The organism is Bradyrhizobium sp. LeoA1Lang (assembly GCF_055413685.1).
The window spans coordinates 19527-37923 of the sequence record NZ_JBVAPG010000083.1 but is presented as its reverse complement, the minus strand read 5'-3'; the positions used below and the strand labels follow the sequence as shown (position 1 = coordinate 37923).

12 protein-coding genes are annotated in these 18397 nt (G+C 63.3%); 6 read left to right on the top strand and 6 right to left on the bottom strand.

The window, feature by feature from the left end; all coding sequences use genetic code 11:
* Window positions 1–524 precede the first annotated feature (524 nt).
* The 3 genes from ACZYOF_RS25575 to ACZYOF_RS25565 all read right to left on the bottom strand — a co-directional run bounded on the left by ACZYOF_RS25575 (window position 525) and on the right by ACZYOF_RS25565 (window position 6443).
* Complete coding sequence (locus tag ACZYOF_RS25575) at window positions 525–2102, bottom strand: alkaline phosphatase D family protein (RefSeq protein WP_463717510.1); 1578 nt, start codon at window positions 2100–2102, stop codon at window positions 525–527.
* A gap of 300 nt (window positions 2103–2402) precedes the next feature.
* Window positions 2403–2753, bottom strand: coding sequence for a hypothetical protein (locus ACZYOF_RS25570; protein WP_463717511.1), 351 nt, complete (start codon window positions 2751–2753; stop codon window positions 2403–2405).
* A gap of 219 nt (window positions 2754–2972) precedes the next feature.
* Complete coding sequence (locus ACZYOF_RS25565; RefSeq protein WP_463717509.1) at window positions 2973–6443, bottom strand: indolepyruvate ferredoxin oxidoreductase family protein; 3471 nt, start codon at window positions 6441–6443, stop codon at window positions 2973–2975.
* A gap of 191 nt (window positions 6444–6634) precedes the next feature.
* Here ACZYOF_RS25565 and ACZYOF_RS25560 point away from each other — a divergent pair, with 191 nt between their 5' ends.
* The gene (locus ACZYOF_RS25560; RefSeq protein WP_130579924.1) at window positions 6635–7435 is read left to right on the top strand and encodes an SDR family NAD(P)-dependent oxidoreductase; all 801 of its coding nucleotides are present in this window, start codon (window positions 6635–6637) and stop codon (window positions 7433–7435) included.
* Window positions 7436–7721: 286 nt separating this feature from the next.
* Window positions 7722–7946, top strand: coding sequence for a hypothetical protein (locus tag ACZYOF_RS25555; protein WP_130226165.1), 225 nt, complete (start codon window positions 7722–7724; stop codon window positions 7944–7946).
* A 26-nt stretch (window positions 7947–7972) separates the two neighbouring features.
* Here ACZYOF_RS25555 and ACZYOF_RS25550 read toward each other — a convergent pair whose 3' ends face one another.
* Both ACZYOF_RS25550 and ACZYOF_RS25545 read right to left on the bottom strand, forming a co-directional pair.
* Window positions 7973–11155 (bottom strand): efflux RND transporter permease subunit, encoded by a 3183-nt coding sequence (locus ACZYOF_RS25550; RefSeq protein WP_463717508.1) that lies wholly within the window; start codon window positions 11153–11155, stop codon window positions 7973–7975.
* Between the two features lie 27 nt (window positions 11156–11182).
* The gene (locus ACZYOF_RS25545) at window positions 11183–12427 is read right to left on the bottom strand and encodes an efflux RND transporter periplasmic adaptor subunit (protein WP_463717507.1); all 1245 of its coding nucleotides are present in this window, start codon (window positions 12425–12427) and stop codon (window positions 11183–11185) included.
* 102 nt (window positions 12428–12529) lie between these two features.
* Here ACZYOF_RS25545 and ACZYOF_RS25540 point away from each other — a divergent pair, with 102 nt between their 5' ends.
* The 4 genes from ACZYOF_RS25540 to ACZYOF_RS25525 all read left to right on the top strand — a co-directional run bounded on the left by ACZYOF_RS25540 (window position 12530) and on the right by ACZYOF_RS25525 (window position 16343).
* Window positions 12530–13129 carry a TetR/AcrR family transcriptional regulator gene (locus tag ACZYOF_RS25540; RefSeq protein WP_394569500.1) on the top strand — a complete coding sequence of 200 codons (600 nt, stop codon included), beginning with the start codon at window positions 12530–12532 and terminating at the stop codon, window positions 13127–13129.
* Window positions 13130–13138: 9 nt separating this feature from the next.
* Window positions 13139–14863 (top strand): SulP family inorganic anion transporter, encoded by a 1725-nt coding sequence (locus ACZYOF_RS25535; protein WP_463717506.1) that lies wholly within the window; start codon window positions 13139–13141, stop codon window positions 14861–14863.
* Between the two features lie 178 nt (window positions 14864–15041).
* On the top strand, window positions 15042–16091 hold the full coding sequence (locus tag ACZYOF_RS25530; protein WP_463717505.1) for an SAM-dependent methyltransferase: 1050 nt from the start codon (window positions 15042–15044) through the stop codon (window positions 16089–16091).
* A 9-nt stretch (window positions 16092–16100) separates the two neighbouring features.
* A complete protein-coding gene (locus tag ACZYOF_RS25525; RefSeq protein WP_463717504.1) occupies window positions 16101–16343 on the top strand; it encodes a septal ring lytic transglycosylase RlpA family protein in 243 nt (80 codons plus the stop codon).
* Window positions 16344–16543: 200 nt separating this feature from the next.
* On the opposite strand, the gene ACZYOF_RS25520 is transcribed toward ACZYOF_RS25525, so the two are convergent.
* On the bottom strand, window positions 16544–18340 hold the full coding sequence (locus ACZYOF_RS25520; RefSeq protein ID WP_463717503.1) for a flavin-containing monooxygenase: 1797 nt from the start codon (window positions 18338–18340) through the stop codon (window positions 16544–16546).
* Between the last annotated feature and the right edge of the window lie 57 nt (window positions 18341–18397).

The window sequence follows — 18397 nt, the reverse complement described above, 5'->3', positions numbered from 1 at the left end:
TCCCTGCGCGATGGTGTTACGGCTTACTTCGTGCTCTCCCCGGTGACCGGGCTCTTTTGCCACCGTCACTTCACAAGAAGCTTAGCGCCAGCGTCGGGGCGCCAGGACCACACGACTTCGCCGTCCGTGAGTGCCACGCTCGTCAGTCGTGACACCCTCGTCCACCGCATCTCACCGCAACGTTCGTGACGATCGCGACCCGCCCCTCATTCGCCGTGAGACGCGCGGAGTTAAATCACTGATTTGCCCGACGGCGAAAGCGGAATGTTTTTCGCTGCAGGGCTGGACAGACTTTCGACTGATTTGCCCGTCGGGTTGATTTGTCGCACCCAAAGCATCCACATCGTCATTGCGAGCGGAGCGAAGCAATCCATAGCGCCGCAAGCGGAGGAATGGATTGCTTCGTCGCTATGCTCCTCGCAATGACTGGCCTGTCATTCCGGGGCGTCCGAAGGACGAGCTATGATGTGCAATTGCACATCGTAGCTCGTCCTTCGGACGCCCCGGAAAGACGGAGAGAAAACTTATATATGCTCGGCCATGATCTCGCCGGGCCGCGCATCCGGCTGCGGCTCGATATCGACCGACCAGAGGTCGCGATCATCGACGTCCTTCAACGTCACCGTCATTACCTCGCTCGTTCCGTCGATCTCGATGCGGCCGAAGAATTGCAGGCCGAAGCATGGGGCGAGGTTATCGCCCTGCTCCGCGCTGCAGCCTTTCTGATACATCGCCTTTGGGCCAAAAGTGTTGTCGAGCACGCCAGGCGACCAGGAGCCGGCGTGCAGCGGGCCGGAGACGAATTCCCAGAACGGCTCGAAATCTGGGAATACAGCGCGGTTCGGATCGTAATGATGGGCCGCGGTGTAATGCATGTCGGCGGTGAGCCAGATCGTGTTGCGGATGCCGGCACGCTTCATGAAGGACAGGAGATCGGCGATCTCGTGCTCGCGCCGCTCCGGCGGGCCGTCGCCGAGCGCGACCGCATCCAGGCTGATGAGGCCGATCGGCAAGTCCGCGGCAATCACCTTCCAGGTGGCGTTGGAAGCGACCAGCTCGCGCTTCAGCCACGCCAACTGTGCCTTGCCGAGGATGAAGCTGTCGCTGCCACCGCCCTTGTTCCAGGTGGAGTCGCGGTAAGAGCGCATGTCGATCAGGAACACGTCGAGCAGCGGGCCATAGGCGATCTTGCGATAGACGCGGCCGTCCTGCTCGAACACCGGGCGCATCGGCATGAATTCGTGAAATGCGCGCCGCGCCCGCGCCACCAGACGCGAGGAGCCGTCCTCGGCATAGCCGGCCTCATCAACGGTGCCGATCGGCGACCAGTCGTCGGCGACCTCGTGGTCGTCCCACTGCGCGAACATCGGCACCTCCGCATGGAAGGCGCGGAAGTTTGCATCATACCAATTGTATTTGTAGTTGCCGCGAAACTGCTCGAGGCTCCTGGCAACGGCCGACTTCGCCTCGGTGACGATGTTGCGCCAGAGCGTGCCGTCCGGCAACGGCAACTCCGACGGCACTGGGCAATCGGCATAGATGTGGTCGCCGGAATGGATGAAGAAGTCGGGACGGTTCTCCAGCATGGTGCGGTAGCTGCGCAGGCCGCCGCGGGAGGGATCGATGCCCCAGCCCTGCCCCACGGTATCGCCGGACCAGACGAAGGAGATCGATTGGCGCGTCACCGGCGCCGTGCGGAAACGGCCGGTCCTCGCCTCGCCCGCAAGCCCATCGGACGATTCAAAGCGCACGCGATAGAAGATGTCCTGTCCCGGCGGCAGGCCGTCGAGCAGGAGCTTTGCGGTGAAGTCGGTCGAAGGCAACACGTCGGTCGCAACAGTGCGAAGGATGGTTTTGAAATTCTCGTCGGCTGCGCATTCCACCTGCAACCGCGCGGCCCGATCGGCGCGCGACCAGATCACCGCGGCATCGCCCGAGACGTCGCCCGATTGAATCCCGCATCGAAGTTCGGGGCGATCAGCAGCGCGGCTGAGATAGGGTTTTGCGAGAGTGCCAAGACTTGCGAGTGCGGCTGATGAGCCTGACCGGATCAGAATCTGGCGCCGGGTCAGGCCGCGCCTGGCGCGTGTCGCGATCGCCATTGGGCAGGATCTCCGTCGAATCGCGACGAAGGTTGCCCGCGCTGCTTGACTCTCGGCTTACGGTTTTACGACAGGGGGATGACTCGTGGAAACACCCTCGTCATGCCCGGGCTTGCCCGTCTTCGCTATCGCTTCGCCGGACTGACAGCGGAGCGCTCGGCGAAGCCTTGGCGTAGCCGGGTCCCGGGCATCCACGTCTTGCAGCCACGCAAGCGGCTTCGTGGATGGCCGGGTCAAGCCCGGCCATGACGGAGAATGTGTACGCCAGTGGTGCTCTTAAGACTTTGCCGGGCGCGCGGGTCAGCGCCAGTTGCAGATGCCGCCGGAGCGGCAGGGCCAGGTCTGGATGCGGGTGTCGCGGGCCTGGGCGTCGAGTGGGTTGCCGTGGCGGCGGGCAAGCTTGGCGCGGGCGGGAACGCGGCGCTCGGTGCGCACCGACCGCTCAGGCGAAGGAGCGGCATGCGCCGCCCTGACCCTTTTCGTCTGCACCGGCTTCGGTTCCGCGACCACGTGTGCAGCATCATTGTGATCGCTCTCGGCTTCGACGGGAACCCGGGCGAACTCGGTCGGCGGGCCGAGTCGCTTGGGCGACAGCACGGCCTTGGAGAGGTCGAGATTGAAATAGTCGCCGGGGCGATACTCGTCCGCCATCGCCGGAACGCTCAGGACCAGGGCGACGGTGGCAACGGCGGCCAGAACTGCATTTCTGGAGCTCACCGAACGCCTCCGAAATGACTCCAATGGAACATGCCCAACATGTAGGAGGCCGGCCGGACAATTCCAGCCGATCCTGCGGGCACGGTTACCGATCAACGAAGGCGATGGAATGGCCGCAGATTGCTTCCTGCGGCCCAAGGACTGGATCGGAACCTACTCGGCCGCCTGCGCCACCTGGGCTTGAAGCGCAGCTTCGAGCCGCTGACACTCCTGGCGATAGCGCGCGACGTTGGCTTCCTTGACGTGGCCGTAGCCGCGTACCAACTCGGCGGCCTTCGCCAGCGCCGCCAGCCGCGGCACATCGAGCGGCTTCTTGCCGAGATGGCGGAGGATCATCGCCGAATATTCGCCCGGCAGCGCCTGCTCCATCCGCCGCTCGGCAGTGTAGCCGAAGATATCGAGCGCGGTGCCGCGCAAGCGCTTCAGCCGCGCCAGCAGATTGAACGCACTGAACACCCAGGGGCCGAACTCGCGCTTCTGCAGATGTCCGGTGACCTTATCGCGGCGCGCGAACAGCGGCGGGGCGAGCAGCACCTTCAACCCGGGTTCGCCGTCAAACTGCTCCTTCAACGCCTTGGCGAATTCGCCATCGGTATAGAGCCGGGCGACCTCGTACTCATCCTTGTAGGCCATCAGCTTGAACAAGCCCTTGGCGAACGCTTCCGTCAGTTCGTGCGAGCCGGGAGCGGCCGCGGTTTCGGCAGCGCGGACGCGCGCGACGTCGGCGAGGTAGCGCTGCGAATAGGCCTCCTCCTGATAATCGGCGAGGAACTTGGCGCGGAAGGCGATGGTCTCGTCGAGCGTGCGCCTTGCCGGCGCCGCGCTCGAGGTCTTGAAACGCGCGGCGCTGACGACGCGCGCCAGGTCGTGCGCGGCAAGCCGGCCCCAGGAGAAGGCCATCTTGTTCATGTCGACCGCGGCGCCATTCAGCTCGATCGCCTTCATCAGCGCCTCCAGCGACATCGGCACCGCGCCGCGCTGGAACGCGAAACCGAGCAGGAAGGCGTTGGTGGCGATGCTGTCGCCCATCAGCGCAGTCGCCAGCCCGGTGGCGTCGAGGATGTCGAGGTCGGACGAGGTGACGGCTTCATTCAGCGCATCACGCATCGCGCCCGCCTCGAAATCGAGGTCGGGATTCATCACGAAGCTCGCGGTCGGCAGCAGGTCGGCGTTGACGATCGCGCGCGTCACGCCGCGCTCGGCCCGGCTCAGCGCCGCGACGCTGGTCGCGACCACGATGTCGCAGCCGAGAATCAGATCGGCGCCACCGGCGGCGATGCGGACGCTGGCGAGATCCTCCGCACGCGGCGCGAGCCGGACATGACTCATGACCGCTCCGTTCTTCTGCGACAGGCCGGTGAAGTCGAGCGTCGAACAGGCCAGCCCCTCGACATGGGCGGCCATGCCGAGCAGCGCGCCGATGGTGATGACGCCGGTGCCGCCGATGCCGGTGACGAGGATGTTGTAGGAACCGGAAAGCGCCTGCGGCTTCGGCGTCGGCAGGTCCGCGAACAGCGCCGACGGATCGGCAGCGGCACGGTCGGCCTTGCGCAGCTTGGGGTCATGGACGGTGACGAAGCTCGGGCAGAAGCCCTCGATGCAGGAGAAGTCCTTGTTGCAGTTGGACTGGTCGATGCGGCGCTTGCGGCCGAGCTCGGTCTCGAGCGGCTGCACCGAAACGCAGTTCGACTGCACCGAGCAGTCGCCGCAACCCTCGCAGACGCGCTCGTTGATGAAGACGCGCTTCGGCGGATCGGGATAGAGCCCGCGCTTGCGGCGGCGGCGCTTCTCCGCGGCGCAGGTCTGGTCGTAGATCAGGACCGTGAGGCCCGCGACGTCGCGCAGCTCGCGCTGCACGGCGTCGAGTTCGCGGCGGTGATGCACCGTGGCACCAGTGGGGAAATAGTTGGGCGGGTATTTCGTGGGGTCGTCGGAGACGATGGCGATGCGCTTGGTGCCTTCGGCGGCGACCTGATGCGCGATCTGCGACACCGTGAAGCTGCCCTCCGCGGGCTGGCCACCGGTCATCGCCACCGCATCGTTATAGAGAATCTTGTATGTGATGTTGACGCCGGCGGCGGCCGCGGCGCGCAGTGCCAGCAGGCCGGAATGGGTGTAGGTGCCGTCGCCGAGATTCTGGAAGACGTGCTGCTCGTCGGTGAACGGCGCCTGCCCGATCCAGGCCACGCCCTCCGCGCCCATATGCGAAATTGTCGCGGTGCGGCGCGCCGGGATCGACAGCGCCATGCCGTGACAGCCGATGCCGGCCATGGCGCGGCTGCCTTCGGGTATCTTGGTCGAAGTGTTGTGCGGGCAGCCCGAGCAGAAATAGGGCGTGCGCTGCAGCTTGGCCGCGCCGATGCCTTCGGCCGGCCGATCGAAAGCTTCGAGCTTGGCCAGCCGCTGCTCCAGCATCGGGCTGCGATGGCCAAGCTTGCGAAGCCGCGCAACAACGGCGGCGGCAACCATGGTCGGCGTCAACTCGCCCTCGCTCGGCAGCAGCACCGCGCCGCTCTCGTCGCGCTTGCCGACCACCGACGGACGTTTTGAAGCATCGACATTGTAGAGGATGCGGATGAGCTGGTCCTCGATGAAGCCGCGCTTCTCCTCGACCACCAGCACGTCCTGCAATCCCTCGGCGAAGGCGCGGGCGCCGGATTCCTCGAGCGGCCAGGTCAGCGCGACCTTGTAGATGCGCAAGCCCAGCGCCTGTGCTTCCGCGTCGGTGACGCCGAGTTCGGCCAGCGCCTGGCGCAAATCGAGATAGGCCTTGCCGGTTGCCATGATGCCGAGCCGCGCCGGCTTGGAGTTGAGCACGATGCGGTCGAAGCGGTTGGCGCGGGCGAAGGCGGCGACGGCCTGCATCTTCGGACCGTGCAGGCGCCGCTCCTGCTCGAGCGGCGCGTCGGGCCAGCGGATGGAGAGGCCATCCGGCGGCATCTCGAAATCATCTGGCGTCACGATCTGGATGCGACCGGGATCGCTGATGATGGAGGCCGAGCTCTCCACCGTCTCGGAGATCGCCTTGAAGCCGACCCAGCAGCCGCTGTAGCGCGACAGCGCGAAGCCGAGGATGCCGAGGTCGAGATAGTCCTGCAGCGTGGCCGGATTGACGACCGGCATCAGCGCGGATGCGAACACCTGCTCGCTCTGATGCGCCAGCGTCGAGGACTGGCAGCCATGGTCGTCGCCGGCGAGCGCGATCACGCCGCCGTTCCGCGAAGTGCCGGCCGAGTTGGCATGCTTCAGTGCATCGAGCGAGCGGTCGACGCCGGGGCCCTTGCCGTACCAGATGCCGAACACGCCATCGACCTTGGCGCCCGGAAACATGCCGACCTGCTGGCTGCCCCACACCGCGGTCGCCGCCAGATCCTCGTTGAGGCCGGGAACGAAGGCGATGTCATGCTGCTTGAGGAAAGATTTTGCCCGCCACAATGTGTGGTCGTACATGCCGAGCGGCGAACCGCGGTAGCCGGAGATGAAACCCGCTGTCTTGAGTCCCTGCGCGCGATCGCGTTCGCGCTGCAACATGGGGAGCCGGACCAGCGCCTGGGTACCGGAAAGGAAGATGCGTTTGACGTCCAACCGGTACTTGTCGTCCAGGCCAACTTCCATCAGCGACATGCTTCGCTCCCCGTTCGTGCAAGCTTTTTATGGCTGCATAAAATGCACCGTTTTGCTATGCGTTGAAGGGCCTGCATTCATGGCCTGACAGCATATCTCACGTCCCCTTGCCGGCCCCGCGCATCTTTGAAACGCTGTTGTCAGCGGGGAGAACCCCGATGGACAAGAACGAAAAGCGGGAGTGAAACGAGATGCGCCTTCAAGATCGTGTCGCCATCATCGTCGGCGCCGGCCAGAGCCCCGGCGAGGGCATCGGCAACGGCCGCGCCACCGCGCTCACCTTCGCGCGCGAAGGCGCCAAGGTGCTGTGCGTCGACCACCACCTGGATTCGGCGCAGGAGACCGTCGACATGATCGCGGCAAAGGGCGGCACCGCTGCAGCCTTCAAGGCCGACGTGACGAAGAACGCCGAGATCAAGGCGATGGTGGCGGATGCGCATCAGCGTTGGGGCAAGGTCGACATCCTGCACAACAATGTCGGCGTCAGCCTCTCCGGCGGCGATGCCGAACTGCTCGAGATCAGCGAAGAGGCGTTCGACCGCTGCGTCGCGATCAACCTCAAGAGCTGCATCCTCGCCGCCAAGCATGTGATCCCGATCATGCGCGCGCAGCGAAGCGGCGCCATCATCAACATCTCGTCGATGGCCGCGATCACGACCTATCCTTACGTCGCCTACAAGGCGACGAAATCGGCGATGATCGCTTTCACCGAACAGCTCGCCTATCAGAACGCGCGATACGGCATTCGCGCCAATGTGATCCTGCCCGGCCTGATGAACACGCCGATGGCAGTCGACACCCGCGCCCGCGAATTCAGGAAGAGCCGTGCCGAGGTCGAGGCCGAGCGTGACAGCAAGGTGCCGCTGCGACGGAAGATGGGCACCGGCTGGGACGTCGCCAATGCCGCACTGTTCTTGGCTTCGGATGAAGCGAGTTTTATTACCGGTGTCACATTGCCTGTGGACGGCGGTGCCAGCGTCCGGCGCGGTTGAAAGGTGCGTAGCCCGGGTGAAGCGCGAGCGTAACCCGGGACCGCCTGCGAATGTGGATGAGATGCCCCGGGTTACACTTTGCTCCACCCGGGCTACACGTCAGGAGCACTGCTGTATCACCTGGTTAAGATTCAATGGATGGCTTGAAAATATTGAAGAATTCCAGCCACACGATGATGTGACGGTCTATCCCCGTAATTCGAAATCCTGACTCGTTCTGGTCGCATGTTCTTCACGAGCGCTCGGTAATACGCGCCCCGTCGATGGTTAACGAATCCGAGGGACCATGAACGACGAATTCGACTACGAACTGACAACGGATCAGTGGGAAGTTCTCAAAGCGTTGCGTGCACCTGCAGCAAACCCTTCGAGAATAAGCAGGTTTGCGGTCGAAAGCCTGATCACGCTCGGGCTCGCCGCGATGCGCGGCGATTCGCTCGCGTTAACGCCTGCCGGACGCAAGGTGCTGGTGCGCGGTTCGTCGAAACTGCTGCAGGACCTCGCCGCCTGAGGCGAGGTGTGTGAGCACACGCGGCGTCATGCCGCGTGTGCCTTTGTTGGAATGGTCGCTTCGCCGTGATGCGTCAGCGGCTTCATGCCGGTGGCGCTGCGGAGCAACACATAGAATACCGGCGTCAGGAACAGACCGAAGATCGTGACGCCGATCATGCCCGAGAACACCGCGACGCCCATCGCGCGCCGCATCTCGGAGCCCGCGCCGGTCGACAGCACCAGCGGCAGCACGCCCATGATGAACGCCATCGACGTCATCAGGATCGGGCGAAGACGCAAGCGGCTCGCCTCGATCGCGGCGCGAATCGGCGAACGGCCGGCGAATTCCAACTCGCGCGCGAACTCGACGATCAGGATCGCATTCTTCGCCGACAATCCCACCAGCACGATCAGGCCGATCTGGGTGAAGATGTTGTTGTCGCCGCCCGAAAACCAGACACCGAACATCGCAGCCAATAGTCCCATCGGCACGATCATGAGGATCGCGAGCGGCAGCGTCAGGCTCTCATAGAGTGCAGCCAGCACCAGGAACACCAGCAGGATCGCCAGCGGGAAGACCCAGAGGCCGGAATTGCCGGCGATGAACTCCTGATAGGTCAGGTCGGTCCACTCGAAGGCAAATCCCGGCGGCAGCACTTCGGCGGCGATCCGCGTCGCCGCTTCCTGCGCCTGGCCGGACGAATAGCCGGGCGCCGCGGCGGCGTTGATGTCCGAGGACAGGAAGCCGTTGTACCGGATCGCGCGCTCCGGCCCTGCACTCTGGCGGATCTTCAACAGCGCCGACAGCGGCACCATGTCGCCTGAGGACGAACGCACCTTCAACTGGCGGATATCGTCGGCGCGGGCGCGGAACGGCGCGTCGGCCTGGACATAGACCGAATAGGTGCGGCCGAATTTATTGAAGTCGTTGACGTAGTAGGAGCCGAGATAGATCTGCAGCGTGTTGAAGACTTCCGTCACGGGCACGCCGAGCTGCAACGCCTTGGTGCGGTCGATGTCGGCATAGAGCTGGGGAACGTTGACCTGGAAGCTCGAGAACAGGCCTGCGATCTCCGGCGCTTTCGACATCGCCGCCATGAACGCCTTGGTCGCATCGTTGAGCGCGTCATAGCCGAGGCCGGCGCGATCCTCGATCTGCAGCTTGAAGCCGCCGATGGTCCCGAGACCATTGACCGGCGGCGGCGGGAACATCGCGATGAAGGCCTCCTGGATGCCGGCATATTTCTTGTTCAGTTCCGCGGCGATCGCATTGCCGCTGAGCGAAGAGCTCTTGCGCTCGTCGAACGGCTTCAGCGTCGAGAACACGATGCCGGCATTGGAGGAGTTGGTGAAGCCGGAGATCGACAGCCCCGGGAACGCCACCGAGCTTTCGACGCCGGGCTGGGTCAGCGCGATGTCGCTCATCTTGCGGATGACCTCTTCGGTGCGATCCAGCGTCGCGCCGTCAGGCAGCCGCGCGAAGCCGACCAGATATTGCTTGTCCTGGCCGGGGACGAAGCCGCCCGGCACCTGCCTGAACAGCACGACGGTGACGCCGATCAGGAGCACATAGACGCCCATCACAGCGGCCTTGCCGAAGATCACCTTGGTGACGCTGCGGCCGTAATTCTCCGAGGAGCGCGTGAAGACACGGTTGAAGCCGCGGAAGAACCAGCCCAGTCCCTTGTCGAGGATGATCGTGAGCTTGTCCTTGGGCTCGTGATGGCCCTTGAGCAGCAGCGCCGAGAGCGCCGGCGACAGCGTCAGCGAGTTGATCGCCGAGATCACGGTCGAGATCGCGATCGTCAGCGCGAACTGCTTGTAGAACTGCCCGGTGAGGCCGGAGATGAAGGCGAGCGGCACGAACACCGCGATCAGGACCAGCGCAATCGCGATGATCGGGCCGGACACTTCCTTCATCGCCTGGTAGGTGGCCTCCCGCGGAGAAAGCCCAGCCTCGATATTGCGCTCGACGTTCTCGACCACGACGATGGCGTCGTCGACGACGATGCCGATCGCGAGCACGAGGCCGAACAGGCTGAGCGCGTTGATGGAGAAGCCGAACACATGCATCACCGCGAACGTGCCGACGATCGACACCGGCACCGCGAGCAGCGGAATGATCGAGGCGCGCCAGGTCTGCAGGAACAGGATCACAACCAAGACGACCAGCACGATCGCTTCCAGCAGCGTGTGCACCACCGCCTCGATCGAGGATCGCACGAACTGCGTGGGATCGTAGACGATCTTGTAGTCGACGCCGTCAGGCATGTTCTTCTTGATCTCGGCCATGGTCGCGCGGACCTTGTCGGAGATATCAAGGGCATTGGAGCCGGGCGCCTGGTTGATCGGGATCGCCACCGCCTGCTTGTTGTCGAGCAGCGAGCGCAGGCCATATTCGGAGGCGCCAAGCTCGATGCGCGCGACGTCGCGCAGGCGCACCACCTCGCCGCGGGAACCGGTCTTGACCACGATGTCGGCGAACTGGTCCTCGCTGGCGAGCCGGCCCTCGGCGTTGACGGAAAGCTGCAGGTCGATGCCCTTCACGCTCGGTGACGAGCCGACAACGCCGGCGGCGGCTTCCACGTTCTGCGCCTGGATCGCCCTGACGATGTCGCTAGCAGTCAGGCCGTGCTCGGCGGCCTTCTGCGGATCGACCCAGACCCGCATCGAATAGTCGCCGGCGCCATAGAGCTGGACGTCGCCGACGCCGTCGATCCGCGCCAGCCGGTCCTTGACGTTGAGCACCGCGTAGTTGCGCAGATACGTCATGTCGTAGCGGTTGTTCGGCGAGAGGAGATGCACGACCATGGTGAGGTCGGGCGAGCTCTTCTTGGTGATGATGCCGAGCTGGCGCACCACCGCCGGCAGCCGCGGCTCGGCCTGCTGCACCCGGTTCTGCACCAGCTGCGTCGCCTTGTCGGGATCGGTGCCGAGGCGGAAGGTCACCGTCAGCGTCATCGCGCCGTCGGTGGTCGCCTGGCTGCTCATATAGAGCATGTTCTCGACGCCGTTGATCTGCTCCTCGATCGGGGTAGCAACCGTTTCCGCGATCACCTTCGGATTGGCCCCAGGATAGGTCGCGCGCACCACGACCGATGGCGGCACGACATCGGGATATTCCGAGATCGGCATCGCGAACAGCGAGATCAGCCCGGCGAGGAAAATCAGGACCGAGAGGACGCCCGCAAAGATCGGCCGGTCGATGAAAAATTTGGAAAGATTCATAGGTGTGCCCCTGTGCGCAGCAAATGGTTAGCGCTGCACCACGTGCCTGTTATCTTCGTTGGCGGCCTGCTGTGTGCCGCGCGCGCCCATTTCGGCGACCTCCAATTTCAGGAGAGCGCCGGGGCGCACGCGCTGCAGGCCATTGACGACGATGCGGTCGCCGGACTTCAGGCCCGAGGTGACGATGCGCAGGCCGTCGACGGAGCCGCCGAGTGCGACCGGACGGTAGACCGCGCGGCTGTCCTCGCCGACCACCATCACGAATTTCTTGTCCTGGTCGGTGCCGATCGCGCGCTCGTCGACCAGCACAAGCGTCTGCCTCTCGGGCTGGCCCATGCGCACGCGCGCGAACTGACCCGGGATCAGGCGGCCGTCATCATTGCGGAACACCGCACGCACGCGGATGGTGCCGCTCTGGCCGTTGACCTGGTTGTCGATGAGCTGGATGTGGCCCTTGGCGGTGGTGCCTCCGGACGTCGTCATCTCCACCGGAATGCGGTCGAGATTGCCGCGGGTGCCGGAAGCGTCCGCAATCGAGTTCAACGCGCGCAGCACCACCTCCTCGTCGGCATCGAAGCTGGCATAGATCGGATTGATCGAGACCAGCGAGGTCAATACCGGCGAGGCCGTGCCGGCGGCGACGAGATTGCCGACGGTGACCTCGAACTTGCCGACGCGGCCGTCCACGGGAGCGCGCACTTCGGTGTAGTCGAGATTGAGCTTTGCAGTTTGCAGCGTCGCTTCGGCGGCCTTGACGTTGGCAATCGCTTCGCGATTGGCATTGTCGCGCTGGTCATAGTCGCGCCGGGTCACGACCGCGTTGCCGACGAGCTGCGCGCCGCGCTCAAGCTCGCTGGTCGTGAAGACCACGCGCGCCTTGGCGGCCTCGAGCTGCGCCTTGGCCTTGTCGACCTCCGCGGCGTAAGGCGCGGGATCGATCTTGAACAGGACATCGCCGGCCTTCACCAGCGAGCCCTCGGTGAAGTTGGTCGCCAGGATCGCGCCGGCGACACGCGGCCGCAGCTCGACACGGTCGATGGCCTCGAGCCGGCCGGAGAAATCGTCCCACAGATTGGCCTGTCGGGGCTCGATGGCCGCGACCGTCACGGCGACGGCCTGCTCCGGCGCGGCGGCCGCACTGGTCGCCTGCGCGGCATAAAAATAGCGGCCGGAAAGGACTGATCCGGCCGCCGCGATGGCGCCGACGATCACAATACCGCCAACAATGCGTCGGAATCGGCCAGAACGGGGGGTAATGCGGGCGGGGGGCATTTGCGCGCTCCATAATGTAGTGAGCGCTACAAATGTGGAGCTGGACGCCGGTCCGCAAGATACTTATGTAGCGGATGTTAAGAAATTTTCAGGGAGCACGCAATGGCGATGGGCAGGCCCCGGGCGTTCGACGCCGACGCGGCGCTGGACCAGGCGATGGAAGTGTTCTGGCGGCACGGCTATGAGGGCGCGACGATCGCGCAACTCACTGAAGTCATGGGCATAAATCCGCCAAGCCTGTACGCGGCCTTCGGCAGCAAAGAGGGCCTCTTGAAGGCTGCGCTCGATCGTTATAGCGCCAAGCGCGCCTGCTGGCTGGAAGAAATCGTGAGCGCGCCGACCGCCCGCGAGGTGGCCGAGCGCATGCTGATGGGCACCGCCGACACCCAGACCGACCCCGCCAACCCACCCGGCTGCCTTCTGGTCCAGGGCGGCCTTGCCTGCGGCACCGGCTCGGAAAACGTTCCCTTCGAACTCGCCGCCCATCGGGCGCAGACCGAGAACCAGCTCCGCGAGCGCTTCGTAAGGGCGAAGGCCGAGGGCGACCTGAAGGAAACCGCTGACCCCGCCGCGCTCGCGCGCTATCTCTCCGCAGTCATCGCCGGTATGGGCGTGATGGCCTCGTCCGGCGCCGACCGCGAGGCGCTGCGGCAGGTCGCGGCGGTATCGGTGAAGGCAATCGAGGAGCAGAGCAATTCGTAGCGACCGGCAATGAGGCATTGGAGCGGCTGGCTGCCAGGTCTCGACACCGTCCGTCGATATGAAGCGGCGTCGCTTCCGCATGATCTTTTCGCCGGGCTCGTGCTGGCGACCATGCTGGTCCCGGTCGGGATTGCCTACGCGGAAGCGTCGGGCTTGCCCGGCATCTATGGTCTGTACGCAACGATCGTTCCGCTGCTGGCCTACGCGCTGTTCGGCCCCAGCCGCATCCTTGTGCTGGGACCGGACTCGGCGCTGGCAGCCGTCATCCTCGGCGTTGTCGTTCCGTTGTCGGGTGGCGATCCCATGCGCGCCGTAGCCTTGGCCGGCATGATGGCCATCGTTTCCGGGACGGTATGCATTCTGGCCGGCATCGTGCGTCTGGGGTTTGTGACCGAGCTTCTCTCCAAGCCGATACGCTACGGCTATATGAACGGCATTGCCCTGACCGTATTGATCAGCCAACTGCCAAAGCTCTTCGGCTTCTCCATTGAGAGCGCAGGACCGTTGCGGAGCATGTGGTCGATCGCCGACGCAATCCTTGAAGGCAAGACCAACCGGGTCGCATTCGGGATTGGGCTCGGCACGTTGATCGTTATTCTCCTGCTCCGGAACAACAAGCGACTGCCAGGCACCCTGATTGCGGTGGTCGCAGCGACGGTCATTGTCGCTGCGCTGGATCTCGGACCCTATTACGGCGTGACCGTTCTGGGTTCTCTTCCGAAAGGATTGCCGGGCTTCGCCATTCCCTTGATCGGCTATAACGACATATGGCCAGTCATGCTCGGAGGTTGCGCCGTCGCGCTGATATCGTTCGCCGACACCAGCGTGCTGTCCCGCGCCTTTGCCGCACGGCTGAGCACGCAGGCCGATCCCAACCAGGAGATGGTGGCGCTCGGCGCCGCCAATCTGGCCACCGGCTTTTTCCAGGGCTTTCCGATCAGCAGCAGCAGTTCGCGCACGCCGGTTGCGGAAGCCGCCGGCGCCCGCACGCAACTGACCTGTGTCGTCGGCGCGCTGGTCATCGCCCTTCTTCTGCTGGCAGCACCAAACCTCCTTCAGCATTTGCCCAACGCCGCGCTCGCCGCCGTCGTCATCGCCGCGGCGATCGGGTTGTTCGAAGTCACCGACCTCAAACGAATCTATCGCATCCAGCAGTGGGAGTTCTGGCTATCGATCGTCTGCTTTGTCGGCGTGGCCGTGCTCGGGGTCATTCCGGGAATTGGTCTCGCCATCGTCATCGCCATCGCCGAATTCCTATGGGATGGGTGGCGCCCGCACTCGGCCGTGTTGGGCCGCGCCGACCGCGTCAAAGGTTATCACGACATCACCAGATATCCGGATGCACGCCAGATCCCCGGGCTGGTGCTGTTTCGGTGGGATGCACCTCTGTTCTTCGCCAACGCCGAATTCTTCAATGAGCGCGTTCTGGACGCCGTGGCGAAATCACCAACGTCCGTGCGCTGGCTGGTCGTTGCCGCGGAGCCGGTCACCAGCGTGGACGTCACCGCCGGCGATACACTTGCCAAGCTGGACGAGACGTTGCAGGCACGGGGTATCGAGCTTCGTTTTGCGGAGCTCAAGGATCCCGTAAAGGACAAGCTGAAGAAATTCGGATTGCTGGCGCAGCTTGGCGAGGACAACTTCTTCCCGACCGTCGGCGCCGCCGTTTCCGCCTACCTCGAAATCAATAGCGATGTTGAATGGGAGGACTGGGAAGAAAAAGCCGGCCGCTAGGGTGTGTACTCTTAACGGCGTACATGTCAGCTTCTGACGGCCAAGCGGAAATCTTACGATCGGGCGGAGCATTGCCGCTCGTGACCCCAACTCGGACATTGGCATCTAGCGGGCCGCGGCCCCGGTGTGATTTGATTAATTGCAACATGCGAACGTTTCAGCAGTCACAGGAGCAGCCTTGGATATTGCTCTGATATTTCAGTTGGTAGCGGCGATCATCATCGCGTTGTTCGTAGCGTACAACTTGCTTCATTATGTACTTTTTCTTTTGGTGACCCAACCGAAGGACGCGAGCAAGATAGGCCACGAGCTGAATCAATTCGAGCAACTCCAACTCGTCGAGTGGACACCGCAGCCGAGCGACTTTCTCAAGCACGATGACGAGAAGCGTACGTATGATGACGTGTTCAGCACGTATCGCGACGAGCAGGCGAACTACAGCACCTGCGTTTTCCCCCGGGTAGCATTTTCGCGCCCATACGAAGCCGAATATGTTCTTCTGAAGCTAAGGGACGGGATGCGGCTGTTAGATCTCGGCTGCGGATCTGGCGCGGCGGCCGACTACCTCGCCAGCCGGCGCAATATCGAAATTCTGTGTGTGACCAATTCAGCTGTTCAAGCGGACATCTGCCAACGGAAATTTGCTAAACTTGGTGGGCGTGGACAGGTGATCGTTGCCGACTTCGACAGCCTCGATCTCCCGAGTGAACATTTTGATGCCATCTATGCCCTCGAATCGATAGGCTACACTAAAGACTTGGACGCTTGGCTAGCGAGGTGCTGGCGGATGCTCAAGCCGGGAGGACGCCTTTTAATCCGGTCGCCGGGGTCGCTGGATCATTGTCACCGTAAGGAGGATTACCTGAGCGTCACGGCCTTCTTCGACAATTGGCGCTACAATTTTGTCGGCGCCAATCTTCTCGTCTACAAGATGCGCCGACTCGGCTTCAAACCGATCCGTTATCGGCGACTACCATTCTGGGCTTGGGGCATGACCTGGAACTTCATTCAACACATGCTGTTGTGGAAGTACAGGCTAAGGATGCGCACATTCGTCGAATTGGAACGGATCATCTGGCGTACTTCGAAGATATTTGTTTTTGGCAACCCGTACAACACGGTGCTGGCCACCAAGCCCACGACCACACCACCTTGCTCCCAGATTCTTACATCCTCGGAAGCAGTTGCTGATCAGCATGCACCATCGGCGGCAGGCCGGGATCCATGACAGGTCCCAATGATGGGTCCAATATGCGCTGCTTTCGCCCTCACTTGTTTCACTGCTCCTGCATTTGCTGAAACTTGTACCGCTTCCCGCTACGGCTACGGCGGGGATCGAACCGCGTCCGGCGAACGGATGAATCCAAGCGCGATGACCGCAGCGCACCGTTCCAGACCGTTCGGCTCTCACGTCACCGTCACCTCACATTCGACCGGGCGAAGCGTTACGGTTCGGATAAATGACCGAGGCTGTTTGTGAAGGGACGGTGCATGGACCTGTCGAATGGCGCGGTCCGTGTACTCGGCATGGGTGGGACTGCAATAGCCTCTTTCTGCTGAGGGCGAAATGAGCACGAGTGGCGATCCGCGCCATTAGGCGCCGCGCATCCGCTCAGGAGACCGTGACCAACTCAGCGCATGGGGCTCGCATCCGCGAACCCCGCCGAGCGCTTTGCGACTTCAGGCCTTGTGATGGACGGTCTGCAGGCCATAGACCGGCGTCGGGATGCCCTCGTAGCGCGCTTTCAACTGCAGGGAAAGAAATTGCGAGTAATGGCGCGACTGATGCAGATTACCGCCGTGGAACCACAGGCCTTCCTGCTGCGTCGGCTTCCACATGTTGCGCTGTTCGCCTTCCCATGGGCCGGGGTCCTTGGTCGCGTTCGAGCCGAGCCCCCAGACCTTGCCAACCTTGTCGGCCATTTCCGGGTTGATGAGGTCGGCAACAAAGCCGTTCATCGAACTGTAGCCGGTGGCGTAGACGATTACATCGGCGGGCAATTCCTTGCCATCGTCGAGCCTCACGCCGTTGGGCGTGATTTCCTCGACCTGACCTGCGACCAGCTTGACCTTGCCGTCGATGATGAGCTGCGAGGCGCCGACATCGATGTAATAGCCCGACCCGCGACGCAGGTACTTCATGAACAGCCCGGAATCATCGTCGCCGAAGTCGAGCCGAAAACCGGCTTTCGTTAGCCCCGCGTAGAAATCGGCGTCGCCCTCGCGGATCTTGTCGTAGACGGGCTTCTGCAGCCCAGCCAGGATCTTGTAGGGCAGCGAGGCGAAAATCAGATCGGCCTTCGCCGTCGTCATGCCGCCGCGCACGGCGCGCTCGGAATAGAGGTCCGCTATCGATTCCATCAGCGAATCCGAGCGCACGATATGGGTAGTCGAGCGCTGCACCATGGTCACGTCGACACCGGCCTCGTACAGCGCGGCGCAGATGTCATGCGCGGAATTGTTCGAGCCGATCACGATTACCTTCTTGCCCTTGTAGCGGTCGGCTCCTGGATGACGCGAGGAATGGTGTTGCTCGCCCTTGAAGGCGTCCATGCCCCTGAATTGCGGCAGGTTCGGCTTGGCCGACATACCGGTCGCAAATACCAGCTGCTTCGGCTTCAGCGCGATCTCCTTGCCATCTCGCTCGACGACGACGGTCCATTCGTGGTGAGCGTCGTCCCAGTCGGCGCGTTTGGCAGTGGTGCCGGTCCAGTAGTTCAGCTCCATGACCTTGGTGTACATCTCCAGCCAGTCGCCGATCTTGTCCTTGGGCGAAAATACCGGCCAGTTCCTCGGGAAATCGATATACGGCAAATGATCGTACCAGACCGGATCGTGGAGGCAGAGCGACTTATAGCGGTTGCGCCAGGAATCGCCGGCACGGTCGTTCTTCTCCACGACGATGGTGGGCACGCCGAGCTGGCGCAACCGCGCTCCGAGCGCGATGCCGCCCTGGCCGCCGCCTATGACCAGCACATAGGGCTGGGTCTTGACGCCGAGCTGCTCAGCTTCCTCGTCGCGCAATTCCTTCCAGGTTTTGGCGCCGGGATTGACGCCGTGCCGGGCGCCGAGCGGCCGGCTGAAGCCCGCCTTTTCCTCGTGACCTTTCAGTTCGACCATCGTAGTCAGAAGCGTCCAGATCTGGCCGTTCTGGAGGCGGACCAAGCCGTAGCCGCGCGCTACCTCGGTCTCGAACGAGATCCAGCATTCGGTCACGCCGCCGGCTTCGGTCGCGCTTTCCCCTTCAGCGATTTTCCAGTTGCTCGGCTTTGCGCGCGCAAGGCAAGAGCTGAGCATTTCCCGGACCTGATCGCGACCTTCCATGGTCTTTATGTTCCAGGTGAAAGCAACGAGGTCGCGCCAGTAGCATTCCGGTGCGAACATTGCCACGGCGGCATCGAGATCACCTGCCGCAAGCGCCGCTTCGAATTTGTCAAGAAAGACCTGGAAATGGGCGTTACTCGTGGTGTCGAGCATCATTTCCTCCCGGGGGCAGCTTTTAGTTTTTCTGCAACTATCTTATCCGAACTATCG